This window comes from Streptomyces sp. NPDC006544 (assembly GCF_040611715.1).
GTDB lineage: Bacteria > Actinomycetota > Actinomycetes > Streptomycetales > Streptomycetaceae > Streptomyces.
In genome coordinates, this window is the sequence record NZ_JBEXOV010000030.1 from 1 (window position 1) to 15,085 (window position 15,085).

The following is a 15,085-nucleotide window of genomic DNA, read 5'->3' on the forward strand; positions in this document are numbered from 1 at the left end:
CGGAAGGGCCTCGCGGACGGCGAACGCGATCGGCTCGGTGGTGAACACCACGGCGCCGGGGGGCGAGACCAGCGCCCGGCGCAGCCCGAGGTGGGACGCAGCCGCGCGACCTGCGCGCAGGCCCGCCGCACGGCCTCGGCCAGCCGCTCCGGGCGCACGGGCTTCAGTACGTAGTCCACGGCCTTGAGGTCGAAGGCCTGTACGGCGAACCCCTCGTGGGCGGTGACGAACACGATCAGCGGCGGCCGCGCGAACCCGGCCAGCAGACGGGCGATGTCCAGCCCGGTCAGCCCGGCCATGTGGATGTCGAGGAAGACCACGTCGATGCCGTCGGGCCCCTCGGGACCGCTCTCCAGCGCCCGGGTGATCCTGCGCAGCGCCTCGGTGGCGTCCGAGGCGCCCTCGGCGCTGCGCACCCGGGGGTCGGAGCGCAACAGGTAGAGGAGCTCCTCGAGGAGGGGCTTCTCGTCGTCGACGGCCAGTACGCGCAGCATGGGGGCGAGTCTAGGTTCCGCTCCGCCGCGGGGAAAAGGTGCGCGGCCCCTGCCCGGGGGGAGGAGAGGCAGAGGCCGCGCGGTCAGGCGGTCAGGGGGTGACGTGCCGTCCGGCGGCGCCGCGCGGGGCGGCCCGGCACCGGACGCGGCGGGGCAGGACGGCCCGTCACAGGACGGGACGCCGCCGCACGGGGGCGCCGCCGCACGGGGTCTACTGGCCGGTGAGGAGCTTGCCGTCGGGGGCGACGGCGTACCAGGTGCCTCCGACGCCCTGGCCGTTGATGTCGCCGGCCTTCTTGTCGCCGGTGAAGGTGTAGACGGGCCAGCAGTTCACCGTCTGCTGCTTCTTGCCGTCAGGCCGGTTCAGCACCAGGTAGTTCTTCTCGATGATGCCCTTGGCGGCGGCCTGGTCCACCGGGGGCACGACCGGCCACTTGGCCACGCAGTCGCCCTCGCACTTGGAGACCATGGGCCAGGCGGTGTCGGGCTTGAACCGGTAGACCGTCATCCCGTTGCCGTCGACGATGTGGTCGCCGAGCTTGGGGTCCTTGGCCACGGTCAACGCCTCCGCGGCCGGGTTCGCGGCGGGGGCCGCGGCGGCCGGCTTCGCGGCCTTCTTCCCGTCGGGCGCGGCCGCGAACCAGGTGCCGCCGACGCCCTGCCCGTTGGTGTCGCCCGCCGCGGTGTCCTTGGCGTACCTGTACACGGGCCAGCCCGCCACGGTCAGCTGCTTGCTGCCGTCGGTACGGACCACCTCGCCCAGCAGTGCCGGGTCGGTGCCCGCGGAGGCGGTCGCGTCGCCGGCCGCGACCACCGGCCAGGTCTTCTCGCAGTCCCCGTCGCAGTTCGACTTGGAGGGTTTCGCGGTGTCCTTGTCGAAGCGGTACAGGGTGAAGCCGGCGCTGTCGGTGAGGACCGGGCCGAGCTGGTCGTTCTGCGCGACGGCCAGCTGCCCGGCGGGCTTGGCGGAAGTGTCCGAGGCGGAGCCGTAGCCCGAGCCCGAGCCCGAGCCGTACGCGTAGCCGTCGCCGCCCGCGGACGGGCTCGCGGGGGCTACCGCCCCGGCGGGCTTGGTGGTGTCGCCCGCGGTGTCGCCCCCGCCGCAGGCGGTCGCGGTGAGGGCGACGGCGACCGCCACGGCCGCCAGGGTGGTTCCGCGCTTGATGCCCATCTTGATCTCTCCCACGTGTGTGTCCCTGCCTCCACCGCCGCGTCCGTCCGTCCGTACGTGCGGTGGCGGGTGCGTCGGCAACTGTGCGCAGGACACGCCTCGTCGGAGCCGCTGAGTTCAACTCCTCCGGTGTGGGCTGTTTCACTCACCCCGCACCGAACCCGGCCCGCCGCACGGCCGTGGCCACAGCGAGGCCGAGCGTGCGGTGTCCGGAGTCGTTGGGGTGCAGACCGTCCGCCAGGTGCTCGGGTCCCAGCAGGTCCCGTCCGGGCAGCAGGGCCAGCCGCTCGTCCCCGGCGGCGATCCGGTCCCGGGTGGCGCGCTCCATCGCGTCGCGCAGGGCGCCCAGGGTGGCGCCCAGCTTGTTCGGGGTGCGCTCGGCGTCGGGCCGCAGCAGCGGGGAGAGGATCAGCAGAGGTGTCCGGGGGTGGCCCTGGCGGACCAGCTCGATGAACGCGCGGGTGGTCTCGTACAGGAGCGGGGCCGAAAACGGCACCCGGGACCAGCAGTTGGTGCCGAAGGCGAGCGTGAGGAAGTCGGCGGGGAGCCCCGCGAGCTGCTCGGCGGTGGCCAGTTCCCCGCGGGCGGCGCCCGCGTAGCCCAGGTTGACCGTGTCCCAGCCGAGCGCCCGCCCGGCGACCGCCGGCCAGCCGTGCGCGGGCCGGGTGGACCACCAGCCCTCGGTGATGGAGTCACCGTGCACCACCCAGCGCGGGGCGGGCGGCGCGGGCGCGATCCGGCCGCCGATCCCGCGCACGCCGAGGATCAGCGGGGACTGCGCCTCGGGCGGATGGACGGTGAACGGGCCGGGGCCGCCCGGCAGCTCGATGCGGACGACGGCTTCCGCCGCCGGCTCGGTGTACAGCTCGCGCACCACGCCGTGCCGGTCCCAGAGGGCGAAGCCGTGCGCGAGGTCGCGCAGGGCGTCGGTGGGTCCCGGCAGGGTCGCCCGGTAGCGGATCTCCACCGCCCGCGCGTCCTGGACGGTGAACTCCAGGCGCACCCCGATGGGCAGGGTGGCCCGCTCGCCGGTGTCCCAGGGCAGCCGCATGGTGTCGGCGGGGTCGGCCCGCACGGGGCGTCCCTCGTCGCGCCAGGCCACGCCGCGCAGGAAGGGGGCCGGGTCCTGCCACGGCTCTGGGTCCTGCCGGGGCTCGGGGTCCGGTCCCGGCTCGGGGTCCGGTCCCGGCTCGGGGTCCGGTCCCGGCGCGGGTGCCCGGCCGGGGCCGGCGGGTCCGGCGGTGTCGGCGGCATCGGGGATGCCGGTGGCGTCCTGGGCTCTGCGCGTGCTCACTGCTCGCCTCCGGTCGTCGGATACGGGAACTTCACGCCTACCCCGCCGTCCACCACCAACGTCTGCCCGGTGACGTACGAGGACTGCGGCGAGGCCAGGAAGTACAGCGCGGCGGCGATGTCCGCGGTCTCGGCGACCCGCCCGAGCGGGGCGTTCGCCGCGTTGCGCCGCCGTCCTTCGCCGCCCAGCAGGGCGGCGACCCGAGGCGTCCACACCACGCCCGGTGCCACCGCGTTGACCCGTACCCCGCGCGGGCCCAGTTCGACCGCCGCGGAGCGCACCAATGACATCAGTCCGGCCTTCGCGGCCCCGTACGCGGCGTGCAGCGGAGCGGCCGTGAGGCCGGAAACGGAGGCGACGAAGACCAGCGGGCCGCCGCCGCCGGCCGCGACGGCCTCGCCGCCGTACTGGACGGCCAGCCAGGCGTGGCGCAGTACCAGGTCGAAGTGCCAGTCCCAGCCGGCGTCGTCCAGCTCGGGCAGGGCCGCGTACCGGGCCATCCCGACGATGTCGACCACCCCGCCGACCGGGCGGCCGCCGAGCAGCAGAGGTGCCTCCGCGAAGAGCTCCCGGACGGGGCCGCGGCGCGTGACGTCGGCGGCGTACGGGATCCCCCCGGTCTCGGCGGCCACCGCCCGGGCCCGGGCCTCGTCGACGTCCACGCACACCACCCGGGCGCCGCCCGCGGCCAGCGCGTGCGCGGTCTGGCGGCCGATGCCGTTGCCCGCGCCGAGCAGGACGAATCCGCGGCCGTCCAGGCGGTGCAGCGCGCCGTAGTCGGGGACCGGGGAGGTGTCGGGGGAGGTGTCGGGGGGCTCAGTCACCGGCCGGCTCCCGCCGCGGGCGGTAGCGGGCCAGCTCGGGGATGACCTCCCGGCCCAGGATCTCCAGCGTCCGCAGGATCTCCCGGTGCTCGAGGTATCCCCACTGGACGTAGCAGATGAGCTGGTCGACGCCGAGGTCCGCGTACCGTTTGGCCTTGGCGACGATCGTCTCCGCGTCCCCGATGAGGATCATGTCCCCGTCGCTGAACTCCCGTACGGGTACGTTCCCTTCGAGGATCGGCGTGAGCAGCGGGAAGGCCCCCTCGCGCTCCTCGGGGCCCAGGTGCGGCAGCTCCCACTCCAGGGTGAACCGCGCGAGGTTCTCGTACCACCAGGCCACCGACTCCCACACGTGGGCGCCGGGCTCGGTGCGCGGCGCGGTCGCGTGGACGAGGGTGTAGGCGGCGACCCGGTCGGTCGTGACGTCGGTGAGCGGGCGCGGGGCGGCGGCGGCCGTCCGGTACGCGGCCACCTGGCGGGCCATCGCCTCCAGCGGCTGCATGATCGAGAAGGAGAGCAGGCCGAGGCCGTGCGCCCCGGCGACCTCGGCCGAGCCGGGGGAGGTCGCCGCCATCCAGACGGGCGGGTGGGGATCCTGCACCGGCTTGGGGGTGACCATGCGGCGCGGGAAGCGGAAGCGGTCCGACGCGTAGGCGAAGTACTCCTCCCGCCACATCGCGGTCACGATCTCGACGGCCTCCCGCCAGTCGTCCCGGGACTTCTCCCGGTCCACCCCGAAAGCCGCCTGCTCCATGGGCGTGGAGCGGCCGGTGCCCCATTCCACCCGGCCGCCGGAGAGCACGTCGACGGTGGCCACCTTCTCCGCGATGCGCTGGGGCGGGGTGAAGGCGAAGGGGGTCAGGGTGACGCCGAAGCCGAGCCTGATCCGCTCGGTGAGCCCGGCCAGGTGTCCGAGGAGGACCTCGGGGGCCGGGCAGTGCGAGCGGCCCTCGCGGAAGTGGTGCTCGACCGCCCAGACGGTGCGAAACCCCATCCGGTCGGCGAGCCGGATCTGCTCGACCGCCTCCCGGTAGGCGCGCTGCTCGGCGGCCCGCTGGCCGTGCGGATGGGCTCCCTGCCAGGGCCGCGGCACGTCGATCTCGTAGAGCACGTCCAGATCCATGGCGGCACGCTGCGACAGATCTGACGAAGTGTCAATGAAGGAGGTCGCGGAGGGCTGCGCAGCGATCGATCATCCCTACGCAACAAAGGGCCATCCAGGACAGATCCGCGCAACGATCGTCCGTCAATGTGCAAGGATGGTGCATTACGGGCGGTATCACTCAGCTCGTAGGCTCACTCGCTGTACGTGGAGTGGCGAGGACCGCCTGCTCGGCGGTCCCCCATGCCCAGGCCTTCGGCCTGCTCCTGCTCCGGATCGCCGCGGTCGACGCCTCACACCTCACCCGCAGTGACAAAGGAGTCCCCTCGTGCTCGATCACGGCCAGGCGCCACCGCTCACCTCCGAGCCCCGCAAGCCTGCCCACCCCCTGCTCCGCCGCAAGCCGGTCGAGCAGCTCGTCGCCGAGGGCGGCCAGGGTGAGGGCGGCTCGCTGCGCCGCTCGCTCACCATGTGGCAGCTGACCATGATCAGCATCGGCGCCACCCTGGGCACCGGGATCTTCGTCGTCCTCGGCACCGCGGCCCCCAAGGCCGGCCCCGCCGTGACGATCTCCTTCGTCATCGCGGGCCTGACCGCCCTGTTCTCGGCGCTCTCCTACGCGGAGCTGGCCGGATCGGTCCCGGTCTCCGGGTCCTCGTACTCGTACTCCTACGCCACCATGGGCGAGCTCATCGCCTGGATCTGCGGCTGGTGCCTGGTCCTGGAGTACGGCGTGTCCGTCGCGGCGGTCGCCGTCGGCTGGGGCGAGTACCTCAACGAACTGCTCGACGGCACCATAGGCATCACGATCCCCGACGCGGTCTCGCACCCGGCGGGCGACGGCGGTTTCATCAACCTGCCCGCCCTGGTCGTCGTCCTGCTCGCCATGGTCTTCCTGATGCGCGGCGCCAAGGAGAGCGCCCGGATCAACTCGATCATGGTCGGCGTCAAGATCGTCACCCTGCTGCTCTTCATCGGCATCGGCTTCATGGGGATCAAGGCCGGCAACTACGCCCCCCTCGCGCCGCTCGGCATCACCGGCATCAGCGCCGGCGCCGCCACCCTCTTCTTCTCGTACATCGGCTTCGACGCCGCCTCCACCGCCGGTGAAGAGGCCAAGAACCCCAAGCGCGACCTGCCCCGCGCGATCATGCTCTCCCTGCTGATCGTCACCGTGCTGTACGTCCTCGTCGCGTTCGTCGCCGTGGGCGCCATGCCGTGGCAGGACTTCGAGGGCACCGAGGCCGCGCTCGCGCAGATCATGACCGACGTCTCCGGCCACACCTTCTGGGGCGTCGTCCTCGCCGCCGGCGCCGTCGTCGCCATCGCGTCCGTCGTCTTCGCCGTGCTCTACGGCCAGACCCGCATCCTCTTCGCCATGTCCCGCGACGGCCTCGTCCCCAAGGTGTTCGCCAAGGTCGACGCGAAGAGCGGCGCCCCCCGCGCCAACGTGGTGATCGTCTCCCTCTTCTGCGGAGTCCTCGCCGCCTTCATCCCGCTGGGCAAGCTCGCCGACGCCACCAGCATCGGCACCCTCTTCGCCTTCGGTCTCGTCAACGTCGCCGTCGTCATCCTGCGCCGCACCCGGCCGGACATGCCGCGCACCTTCAAGGTGGCACTGTTCCCCGTCACGCCGATCCTCGGCCTGATCGCGTGCGCCTACATGATGTTCAGCCTGGACACCGCCACGTGGATCGTCTTCGGTGGCTGGATGGCCGTTGGCCTCGTGTTCTACTTCCTGTACGGCATCCGCCGCTCCCGACTGGCCACAGAAGAACCGGCCGCAGCAGAGAAGTGATCCACGCGCAGTGCGACTGAACGATCTCGACGAACGCATCGTGCACGCCCTCGCCGAGGACGCCCGCCGCTCCTACGCGGACATCGGCTCCGAGGTCGGGCTCTCCGCCCCCGCCGTGAAACGGCGCGTCGACCGGCTGCGCGCCGAGGGAGCCATCACCGGCTTCACCGTCCGCGTCGACCCGGCCTCCATGGGCTGGGAGACCGAGGGCTTCATCGAGATCTACTGCCGCCACAACACCTCGCCCGACGACATCCGGCGAGGGCTGGAGCGCTACCCCGAGGTGGTGTCCGCGTCGACCGTCACCGGCGACGCGGACGCCCTCGTCCAGATCTTCGCCTCCGACATGCGCCACTTCGAGCGGGTTCTGGAACGGATCGCGGGGGAGCCCTTCGTGGAACGCACCAAGTCGGTGCTCGTCCTCTCCCCGCTGCTCCGCCGCTTCACCTCGGGCGCCCCGGCGTAGCGGACCTGTCCGGCCCGGTCGGCCCGCCCGGACCCTTGGGGCCGGCCGCGGCGCTCCTCCTGGCGCGGGAGGGCCGGGGCAGCGCCCGGCGCTCCTCCTCGGTCTTGCCGCCCCACACCCCGAACGGCTCGCGCGTGCGCAGGGCGTGCTCCAGGCACGCCTCGCGCACCGGGCACGCGGCGCAGACGCGCTTCGCGGCCGCGTCGCGCTCCTCCCGGTCCTCGCCCCGCTCACCGGCGGGATGGAAGAACCGCGTCGAGCCCAGTCCGCGGCAGGCCGCCTGCGACTGCCACTCCCAGTGGTGGACGGCGGAGCCGGGCAGCCGGGTCACGTCGGTCATGGGTATCCGGGAGGACGCGGCCGTCGTGGCGGTACTGGAGGCGCTGCGGGACATGGCGGTTCCTTTCGCGAATGCGGTCGCCGGATGCTTTCCCCGCGTCTGACCGCACCGCGCCGGGCCAAACCCCCGTCGGCGAAACCCCTTCCTCCGCACGCCGTTGCCCCCGGCCACCCCGGCCACCCCGGCCACCCCGGCCACCCCGGCCACCCCGGCCACCCCGGCCACCCCGGCCACCCCGGCCACCCCGGCTCCTCCCGCCGGGTCGCCCCTCACCCGGCCGCGGCGACGGGCGCCACGACGGCCGCACCGCCGGTCCGCGTCAGTCCCTCGTGCCAGGAGTGCGGAGCCCGATGAAGAGCGGCTCGCGGCGCAGGGTGAACCCCATGGCCTCGTAGAGCCCGATCGCCGAGGTGTTCTGCGCGGCCGCGTGCAGGAAGGGACTGTCCCCCCGCTCCTCCACGGCATTCACCACCGCGCGGATCAGCCGCCCGGCCAGCCCCTTGCCGCGGTGGTCGGGGTGCGTGCACACCGCGCTGATCTCCGACCAGCCCGGCGGGCGCATCCGCTCGCCCGCCATCGCGACGAGCCTCCCGCCGCTGCGGATGCCGAGGTACGTGCCCAGCTCGACGGTGCGCTCCGAGAAGGGGCCGGGCTTGGCCAGTGCCACCAGCTCCAGCATCTCCGGCACGTCGTCGGCGCCCAGCCGGACCGCCTCCGGCTCCTCCTCGCCCCGCACCGGCCGGCCGTCCAGCTGCACGCCCGGCAGCGACAGCAGGGTCTGCCAGCCGGCGGGCGGGGTCAGCAGCCCCGTCACCCAGACCTCCCGGCCGGGCCCGGTGAGCGCGGCCAGATCGGCCCAGGCCTGCGGGTCCTCGGGGTCGCAGAGCGCGGCGAACGGGGACACGGACCCCGGATAGCGGGCGGCGAGCCCGGCGGGCCCGGTCTCGGCGAAGCCCCGGTGCGGGCCGTCGAGCGCCGCCCAGACGGGATTGTCGAGGACGGAACCGGGCCGGGACTGGGCGGACATGGGCGGATCTTCCTTCTTCCGGCGCGGGCACTCTTGACGGCCCCGATCGGTGGTACGAGACTGCGCTCGTCAGCCTAACGGGAGCCGCGGACACGAGGGGGACCCGGTGGATCAGCTCACGACGCCACCCGCTCCCCTCCGCCGCTCCTGGCTCACCCGCCGCCTGCACATCGATCTCCTGCGCGTCTGCAGCGCCTCCGCCCCGGCCGCCTGAGGCCCGCCGGGCACGCGCCCTCGGCTCCGTACGCCGACGGCCCCGTACGCCCTCGGCCCCCTTGGGCACTGGGCCCGGCCCGTACGAACGCGGCAGACGCACGTCCACGCACACAGACAGCAGGAGAGGCCACCATGTCCCACACCCCTGTCCAGATCCCGGCGCAGCTCCCGGCCAAGACCCTGTCGCAGCCCCGGCCGACGTGCGGGCCCCGGCCCCGGACCCGTCCCGACGCGCCGTCCGCCGCCGACCTCGCCGACCTCGCCGAGTCCCCGCACCACGACGGGCCCCACGCCCGGCCCGCGGGGTCCCTGCGCGGGCGGATCGGGTCCGGGTTCTCACCCGTCCCGCACCGGTACCGCCTCTATCTCGCCGCCGACGACTGTCCGAGCTGCCTCGGGGTCGCCGCAGCGCTCGCCCGCCTCGGCCTCCGGGGCGCCGTCGCCGTGACCGTCCTGCGCCCGGGCCGCGACACGGCGGGACACGACGCGCTCCGCCGCGCCTACGAGGCCGCCGGACACCGCGACGGAGGTACGCTCACCGTTCCCGCCCTCTGCGACGGCTGGAGCGGGCGGGTGGTCTCCAACCACACCCCCGACATCCTCGAGGACCTGCGCCGCCTCAGCGCGCACCCGGCCTTCCACGAGGCCTCGTGAACCCCTGGGAACGGCCCGTCGGACCACCCGGCAGGTCCCCGCGCAACGAATCGCCGCCGCCGCCCCGCAACGCGCAACGAATCGATGCGCGGAGCGCAACGCTCACGGCTTGTCCCGGTCGAACGCGCGAACGTACCGTTTGAGGACCCCCACCCCTTCTGCCCCAGAGGTACGCCCATGCCCCCGCTGCGCACCGCCCTCCTCCAGAGCTCCGGACGGCTCGGCGACACCGCCGACAACCTGAAGGCGCTCGACGAGGCCGCGGCGCGTGCCGCGGGGGCGCAGGCCGGGCTCCTCGTGACCTCGGAGATGTTCCTGACCGGCTACGCGCTGGAGATCGAGGACGTCGCCCGGCTCGCCGAGCCGGCGGACGGCTCGTCCGCCCGCGCCATCGGCGAGATCGCCCGCCGCCACGGGGTGGCCGTGCTCTACGGCTACCCCGAGCGCGAGGGGGAGACCGTGTACAACGCGGCGCAGCTCATCGGCCCCGACGGCGCCCGGCTCGCGAACTACCGCAAGACCCACCTCTTCGGCTGCTTCGAACAGGACGCCTTCACCCCCGGCGACGCCCCCGTCGTCCAGGCGGACCTGAACGGCCTCCGCATCGGCATCATGATCTGCTACGACGTGGAGTTCCCCGAGAACGTCCGGGCGCACGCGCTCGCCGGCACCGACCTCCTCCTGGTGCCGACCGCGCAGATGCACCCGTTCCAGTTCGTCGCCGAACAGGTCGTCCCCGTACGGGCCTTCGAGAACCAGATGTACATCGCGTACGTCAACCGCACCGGCCCGGAAGGCGAGTTCGAGTTCGTCGGCCTCAGCTGCCTGGCGAGCCCCGACGGGGTCACCCGGACCCGCGCCGGACGCGGCGAGGAGCTCGTGTTCGGCGAGGCCGACCCCGAGCTGCTGCGCGCCTCGCGCGAGACGAACCCGTACCTGCGCGACCGGCGGCCCGGTCTGTACGCCTCCCTCGTCTGACCGCGGTCCCGCCCGCCGCCCGCCTGCCCCTCCCCCCTGCCCCACCCCGCTAGGAGTCCGTACCCCATGACGTCCACGGTGCCCACCACCGCCGTCCCGCACAGCGACGGCCAGCCCCCGATCACCATGTTCGGGCCGGACTTCCCGTACGCGTACGACGACTTCCTCTCCCACCCGGCGGGCCTGGGCCAGATTCCGGCGACCGAGCACGGCACCGAGGTCGCCGTCATCGGCGGCGGCCTGTCCGGCATCATCTCCGCCTACGAGCTGATGAAGATGGGCCTCAAGCCCGTCGTCTACGAGGCCGACCAGATCGGCGGCCGGCTGCGCACGGTGGGCTTCGAGGGCACCGGCACGGACGAACTGACGGCCGAGATGGGCGCGATGCGCTTCCCGCCGTCCTCCACGGCGCTCCAGCACTACATCGACCTCGTGGGCCTGGTCACCGAGCCCTTCCCGAACCCGCTCTCCCCGGCCACCCCCTCCACGGTGGTGGACCTCAAGGGCGAGTCGCACTACGCCGAGACCATCGCGGACCTCCCGCAGATCTACCGCGACGTCGCCGCCGCGTGGAACGACTGCCTCGACGAGGGCGCCGACTTCTCCGACATGAACACCGCGATGCGCGAGCGGGACGTCCCGCGCATCCGCGAGATCTGGGCGAAGCTGGTCGAGAAGCTCGACAACCAGACCTTCTACGGGTTCCTCTGCGAGTCCGAGGCCTTCAAGTCCTTCCGCAAGCGCGAGATCTTCGGCCAGGTCGGCTTCGGCACGGGCGGCTGGGACACCGACTTCCCGAACTCGATCCTGGAGATCCTGCGCGTCGTCTACACCGAGGCGGACGACCACCACCAGGGCATCGTGGGCGGCTCGCAACAGCTCCCGCTGCGCATGTGGGACCGTGAGCCGGAGAAGATCGTCCACTGGGCGCAGGGCACCTCGCTCTCCTCCCTGCACGGCGGCACCCCCCGCCCGGCGGTGACGCGCCTGCACCGCACCGCGGGCAACCGCATCACGGTCACGGACGCCTCGGGCGACATCCGCACGTACCGCGCGGCGATCTTCACCGCCCAGTCGTGGCTGCTCCTGTCCAAGATCGCGTGCGACGACTCGCTCTTCCCGATCGACCACTGGACGGCGATGGAGCGCACCCACTACATGGAGTCGTCCAAGCTGTTCATCCCCGTCGACCGCCCGTTCTGGCTGGACAAGGACGAGGAGACGGGCCGCGACGTCATGTCGATGACCCTGACCGACCGCATGACCCGCGGCACGTACCTCCTGGACAACGGCCCGGACAAGCCCGCCGTCATCTGCCTCTCGTACACGTGGTGCGACGACAGCCTGAAGTGGCTGCCGCTGTCCGCGAACGAGCGGATGGAGGTCATGCTGAAGTCCCTCGGCGAGATCTACCCGAAGGTCGACATCCGCCGCCACGTCATCGGCAACCCGGTGACCGTGTCGTGGGAGAACGAGCCGTACTTCATGGGCGCGTTCAAGGCCAACCTGCCGGGTCACTACCGCTACCAGCGGCGCCTGTTCACGCACTTCATGCAGGACCGCCTCCCCGAGGACAAGCGCGGCATCTTCCTCGCGGGCGACGACATCTCCTGGACGGCCGGCTGGGCGGAGGGCGCCGTCCAGACGGCGCTGAACGCCGTCTGGGGCGTCATGCACCACTTCGGCGGCTCCACGGACGCCACCAACCCGGGCCCGGGCGACGTCTACGACGACATCGCCCCGGTCGAACTCCCGGAGGACTGACCTCCCCGGCCCCGCCGGCCCCCCGATCCGGGCCGTCTTCGCGTGCGCGAGCGCGGAGGCGGCCCGTTCTCATGCCTCCAGGCGGCGCGTCCAGATCAGGTGCTCGCGCCGGCGGAAGGCGGCGCGCACCTCGGTGCGCTCCCGTACGTCCGGCAGCCGCGGCGGCCTCCGGTCCAGCCCGAGGCCGCACCGCGCGCACAGGGTGTGGACCCCGTACCCGTCGCGGTCCCATTCCACCGTCCCCCGGTCGGCCGCGCACAGGGGACACGCGCCGTCCCGCCCCTGGCGGCCGTCGGCGCCCGGCCGGAGCCGCATCACCGCGGGCATCACCTCGACGAGCCGGCCCTCGGGGTGGAGCTCGGGGTTCGGCCACCGCAGCCCCCGCGACGGCTCGCGCGGCTCGGGCCTGCGCACCCCGGCCCGCTTCTGCGCCCGCCTCCCGACCTGCCACACGGCGAACGCCTCCCGCCACAGCAGCCGTGCCTCGTGCAGTTCCTCCACCGCCCGCACCAACGACCCGGGATCCTCGTCCAGGTCGCGCGGAATCCCGGCGCTGCGGCACAGATGGTGGTACGTGGCGTAGAAGCCGTACGGGCTGAACTCCGTCAGGCAGGTGCGCAGCGCGGACAGCCGGCGGTAGGGCGCCCGCGTGGTGTCGTGCACCCTGAGCCGGTGCGTGGCGAAGCTGGTCACCGCCCCAGGCTAGGCAGTCGGACGCCCGGGCCGCACCGGCGTTTCACCCCGTCGGCGTCAGCAGGCAGCGGCCCACCAGGCCGACGCCCGCGTCGAGGGAGTCGGTGAACTCCTCCGCCAGGTCGGGGGAGCGGCGCAGGGACCACAGGAGGCGGGACGCCGCCCACGCGCCCGACCGGGCCCGGTCCAGGCTCCACGCGCCGAGCAGGTGCGTCAGCGGATCCGCGACCTCCAGCAGGTCCGGCCCCGGCATCAGGTCCTCCCGGATCTGTTCCTCCAGGGAGACCAGCGTGTCCCCGACCCGGTCGAAGTCCGCTTCGAGCGCGTCAGGCTCGCAGTCCAGGGACCGGCACGTGGCGACCACCGCCAGCGCCAGGTCGTGGCCGATGTGCGCGTTGATCCCGGCGAGCGCGTGCTGCAGCGGCCGGATCCCCGGATGGCGGCGGTACTGGAGCAGCGGCCGCCAGCACGCCGGTGCCCGCTCCGCCTCCACCGCCGTCAGGTAGCGCTCGGCGAAGCGGACGCTGAGCGTCTCCGCCCGGCGCGGCGACGGGAACGCCCCGCGGGAGATCCGTTCGTGCAGCGTCTGCGTGACCGTGAGGTACACCCGGTTGAAGACGGCGACGCCGTCCCGCTCGGGGAGCCGCTCGTCCAGGGCGCGCATCCGCGCCAGCACCGCTTCCATGGGGGCCATGGGAGGCAGCGTCGCAGCCGCGGGCCGGGATCAGGGGAACTTGGCCGTGCGCTTCGCCGGTTCGGGCGAAACTACGTCAACCGCGCTTGTCCCCGGGGTTCCCGGCGCCGTCCGCCGCGCTCCCGCCGCCCGCCGCGTCCGGCGCCTCGTCGCCCGCCGCTCCGTCGTACGCGGAGGTCCCCGAGTCCAGCAGGGGTCCCTGCTCCTTCATGTGCGCCGGCGCGAAGTACCGCAGCGTGTGGTAGCCGGTGATGACGACGATGGTGCCGAGCGCGATCCCGCCCAGCTCGAAGCTGTCGGTGATGGCCAGCTTGACGCCGCCCACGCCGATGATGATGCCCGCAGCGGCCGGCACCAGGTTCAGCGGATTGCGCAGGTCCACCCCGCCGCTGATCCAGATCTGCGCGCCGAGCAGGCCGATCATGCCGTACAGGATGACGGTGATCCCGCCCAGCACCCCGCCGGGGATCGCGGCGACGACCGCGCCGAACTTCGGGCACAGGCCGAAGAGGAGCGCGAAGCCGGCGGCCGCCCAGTAGGCCGCGGTGGAGTACACCCTGGTCGCCGCCATGACACCGATGTTCTCGGAGTACGTGGTGTTCGGCGGGCCGCCCAGCCCCGTGGACAGCATCGACGCGGCGCCGTCGGCGGCGATGGCCGTGCCGAGCTTGTCGTCGAGCGGGTCGCCGGTCATCTCCCCGACGGCCTTGATGTGTCCCGCGTTCTCCGCGATCAGCGCGATGACGACGGGCAGCGCGATCAGGATCGCGGACCACTCGAACTGCGGCGCGTGGAAGCCCGGCAGGCCGACCCAGTCGGCCTGGGCGACCCCGGACAGGTCGAGCCGCCAGTGGTCGACGGCCTCCGGCCCGCCCGTCGTGGAGTGGATCTTTCCGAAGACCAGGTCGAAGACCCAGGAGACGGCGTACCCGAAGACCAGGCCGAGGAAGATCGCGATGCGCGACCAGAAGCCCCGCAGGCCCACCACGGCGAGGCCGGTGACCAGCATGGTCAGCAGCGCCGTCCACTGGTCCTGCGGCCAGTACGTGGACGCCGTCACCGGCGCGAGGTTGAAGCCGATCAGCATCACGACCGCGCCCGTCACCACCGGCGGCATCGCCGCGTGGATGATCCGCGCCCCGAACCGCTGCACGGCCACACCGGCCAGGAACAGCGCCCCGCCGACCACGAAGACCGCGCCCGTGACGACCGCGCTGTCCCCGCCGCCCGCCCGGATCGCCGCCGCGACGCCCACGAACGACAGCGAGCAGCCCAGGTAGGAAGGGATCCGGCCGCGCGTCGCGAGCAGGAAGATCACGGTGGCGACACCGGACATCATGATGGCGAGGTTCGGGTCCAGTCCCATCAGGACCGGCGCGACGAAACTCGCCCCGAACATCGCCACGACGTGCTGGGCGCCCAGTCCGGCGGTCCGCGGCCACGTCAGCCGCTCGTCCGGCCGCACCACCGCGCCGGGAGCGGGCGTCCGCCCGTCTCCGTGCAGGGTCCAGCGCACGCCGAAGCCCATGTTCCACCACTTCCGTCGGTCGGTCCGGTCACGCTACGAGGC

General features: G+C 73.3%; 15 protein-coding genes. 5 read left to right on the top strand and 10 right to left on the bottom strand.

What is annotated here, in order from left to right:
- The 5 genes from ABZY44_RS16470 to ABZY44_RS16490 form a co-directional block, all read right to left on the bottom strand.
- On the bottom strand, positions 1 to 494 hold a 494-nt coding region (locus ABZY44_RS16470; RefSeq protein ID WP_356654238.1), incomplete at its 3' end, for a response regulator.
- Between the two features lie 211 nt (positions 495 to 705).
- Positions 706 to 1,680: an SCO0930 family lipoprotein gene (locus ABZY44_RS16475; RefSeq protein ID WP_356654240.1), complete on the bottom strand. Its 975-nt coding sequence runs from the start codon at positions 1,678 to 1,680 to the stop codon at positions 706 to 708.
- A gap of 130 nt (positions 1,681 to 1,810) precedes the next feature.
- Entirely contained in the window at positions 1,811 to 2,776 is a 966-nt protein-coding gene (locus ABZY44_RS16480) for a GDSL-type esterase/lipase family protein (protein ID WP_356654362.1), read from the bottom strand.
- 179 nt (positions 2,777 to 2,955) lie between these two features.
- A complete protein-coding gene (locus ABZY44_RS16485) occupies positions 2,956 to 3,783 on the bottom strand; it encodes an SDR family oxidoreductase (RefSeq protein WP_356654242.1) in 828 nt (275 codons plus the stop codon).
- Positions 3,776 to 4,906, bottom strand: coding sequence for an LLM class flavin-dependent oxidoreductase (locus ABZY44_RS16490; protein WP_356654244.1), 1,131 nt, complete (start codon positions 4,904 to 4,906; stop codon positions 3,776 to 3,778). The genes ABZY44_RS16485 and ABZY44_RS16490 overlap by 8 nt, the downstream gene beginning before the upstream one ends.
- A gap of 307 nt (positions 4,907 to 5,213) precedes the next feature.
- On the opposite strand from ABZY44_RS16490, the gene ABZY44_RS16495 reads away from it, so the two are divergent.
- Both ABZY44_RS16495 and ABZY44_RS16500 read left to right on the top strand, forming a co-directional pair.
- Complete coding sequence (locus ABZY44_RS16495; protein ID WP_356654246.1) at positions 5,214 to 6,683, top strand: amino acid transporter; 1,470 nt, start codon at positions 5,214 to 5,216, stop codon at positions 6,681 to 6,683.
- Positions 6,684 to 6,693: 10 nt separating this feature from the next.
- The gene (locus tag ABZY44_RS16500) at positions 6,694 to 7,149 is read left to right on the top strand and encodes an Lrp/AsnC family transcriptional regulator (RefSeq protein WP_356654248.1); all 456 of its coding nucleotides are present in this window, start codon (positions 6,694 to 6,696) and stop codon (positions 7,147 to 7,149) included.
- On the opposite strand, the gene ABZY44_RS16505 is transcribed toward ABZY44_RS16500, so the two are convergent.
- Positions 7,127 to 7,543 carry a WhiB family transcriptional regulator gene (locus ABZY44_RS16505; protein WP_356654250.1) on the bottom strand — a complete coding sequence of 139 codons (417 nt, stop codon included), beginning with the start codon at positions 7,541 to 7,543 and terminating at the stop codon, positions 7,127 to 7,129. The genes ABZY44_RS16500 and ABZY44_RS16505 overlap by 23 nt on opposite strands.
- Positions 7,544 to 7,808: 265 nt before the next feature.
- Positions 7,809 to 8,516 (bottom strand): GNAT family N-acetyltransferase, encoded by a 708-nt coding sequence (locus ABZY44_RS16510; RefSeq protein ID WP_356654252.1) that lies wholly within the window; start codon positions 8,514 to 8,516, stop codon positions 7,809 to 7,811.
- A 348-nt stretch (positions 8,517 to 8,864) separates the two neighbouring features.
- Here ABZY44_RS16510 and ABZY44_RS16515 point away from each other — a divergent pair, with 348 nt between their 5' ends.
- The 3 genes from ABZY44_RS16515 to ABZY44_RS16525 all read left to right on the top strand — a co-directional run bounded on the left by ABZY44_RS16515 (position 8,865) and on the right by ABZY44_RS16525 (position 12,128).
- Positions 8,865 to 9,386 carry a hypothetical protein gene (locus ABZY44_RS16515; protein WP_356654254.1) on the top strand — a complete coding sequence of 174 codons (522 nt, stop codon included), beginning with the start codon at positions 8,865 to 8,867 and terminating at the stop codon, positions 9,384 to 9,386.
- A 177-nt stretch (positions 9,387 to 9,563) separates the two neighbouring features.
- Complete coding sequence (locus ABZY44_RS16520; protein ID WP_356654256.1) at positions 9,564 to 10,364, top strand: carbon-nitrogen hydrolase family protein; 801 nt, start codon at positions 9,564 to 9,566, stop codon at positions 10,362 to 10,364.
- Between the two features lie 66 nt (positions 10,365 to 10,430).
- Entirely contained in the window at positions 10,431 to 12,128 is a 1,698-nt protein-coding gene (locus ABZY44_RS16525; RefSeq protein WP_356654258.1) for an NAD(P)/FAD-dependent oxidoreductase, read from the top strand.
- 69 nt (positions 12,129 to 12,197) lie between these two features.
- Here the strand turns inward: ABZY44_RS16525 and ABZY44_RS16530 are convergent, their stop codons facing one another.
- The 3 genes from ABZY44_RS16530 to ABZY44_RS16540 form a co-directional block, all read right to left on the bottom strand.
- Positions 12,198 to 12,821, bottom strand: coding sequence for a hypothetical protein (locus ABZY44_RS16530; RefSeq protein ID WP_356654260.1), 624 nt, complete (start codon positions 12,819 to 12,821; stop codon positions 12,198 to 12,200).
- Positions 12,822 to 12,864: 43 nt separating this feature from the next.
- Positions 12,865 to 13,515, bottom strand: a complete 651-nt coding sequence (locus ABZY44_RS16535) for a DUF5995 family protein (protein WP_356654262.1) — start codon at positions 13,513 to 13,515, stop codon at positions 12,865 to 12,867.
- Positions 13,516 to 13,591: 76 nt separating this feature from the next.
- Entirely contained in the window at positions 13,592 to 15,043 is a 1,452-nt protein-coding gene (locus ABZY44_RS16540; RefSeq protein ID WP_356654264.1) for a solute carrier family 23 protein, read from the bottom strand.
- Positions 15,044 to 15,085: the final 42 nt, after the last annotated feature.

Bases quoted from the DNA above. Each gene is read 5' to 3' on its own strand.
- ABZY44_RS16490 (WP_356654244.1), bottom strand. From the start codon at position 4,906: ATGGATCTGGACGTGCTCTACGAGATCGACGTGCCGCGGCCCTGGCAG.
- ABZY44_RS16505 (WP_356654250.1), bottom strand. From the start codon at position 7,543: ATGTCCCGCAGCGCCTCCAGTACCGCCACGACGGCCGCGTCCTCCCGG.
- ABZY44_RS16510 (WP_356654252.1), bottom strand. From the start codon at position 8,516: ATGTCCGCCCAGTCCCGGCCCGGTTCCGTCCTCGACAATCCCGTCTGG.
- ABZY44_RS16515 (WP_356654254.1), top strand. From the start codon at position 8,865: ATGTCCCACACCCCTGTCCAGATCCCGGCGCAGCTCCCGGCCAAGACC.
- ABZY44_RS16520 (WP_356654256.1), top strand. From the start codon at position 9,564: ATGCCCCCGCTGCGCACCGCCCTCCTCCAGAGCTCCGGACGGCTCGGC.
- ABZY44_RS16525 (WP_356654258.1), top strand. From the start codon at position 10,431: ATGACGTCCACGGTGCCCACCACCGCCGTCCCGCACAGCGACGGCCAG.
- ABZY44_RS16535 (WP_356654262.1), bottom strand. From the start codon at position 13,515: ATGGCCCCCATGGAAGCGGTGCTGGCGCGGATGCGCGCCCTGGACGAG.
- ABZY44_RS16540 (WP_356654264.1), bottom strand. From the start codon at position 15,043: ATGGGCTTCGGCGTGCGCTGGACCCTGCACGGAGACGGGCGGACGCCC.